Raw genomic sequence first — 289 nt, 5'->3', positions numbered from 1 at the left:
AATAGAATGCGCGGTGCTGGGCAACGATCATCCGCAGGCCAGTACCTGTGGCGAGATCGTGCTGAACAGTGATTTTTACGCGTACGATACCAAATATATTGACGATAACGGGGCCAAAGTCGTGGTTCCGGCGGCGATTGCCCCAGAAATTAACGACAAGATCCGTGAGATCGCTATTCAGGCTTACCAGACGCTGGGTTGCGCCGGGATGGCGCGGGTGGACGTGTTCCTGACCGCAGAGAATGACGTGGTGATCAACGAGATCAACACGCTGCCGGGCTTTACCAAC

General features: G+C 55.0%; 1 protein-coding gene. It reads left to right on the top strand.

The features are described from left to right. Positions 1–289 (top strand): ATP-grasp domain-containing protein (locus FDX22_RS15810; protein WP_146717440.1); only part of this gene is annotated, 289 nt, incomplete at both ends.

Source organism: Citrobacter sp. TBCS-14 (assembly GCF_005280805.1).
GTDB classification, from domain to species: Bacteria; Pseudomonadota; Gammaproteobacteria; order Enterobacterales; family Enterobacteriaceae; genus Citrobacter; species Citrobacter gillenii.
Note: the sequence above shows the minus strand (reverse complement) of the source record. Positions and strands in the feature narration are given on the sequence as shown.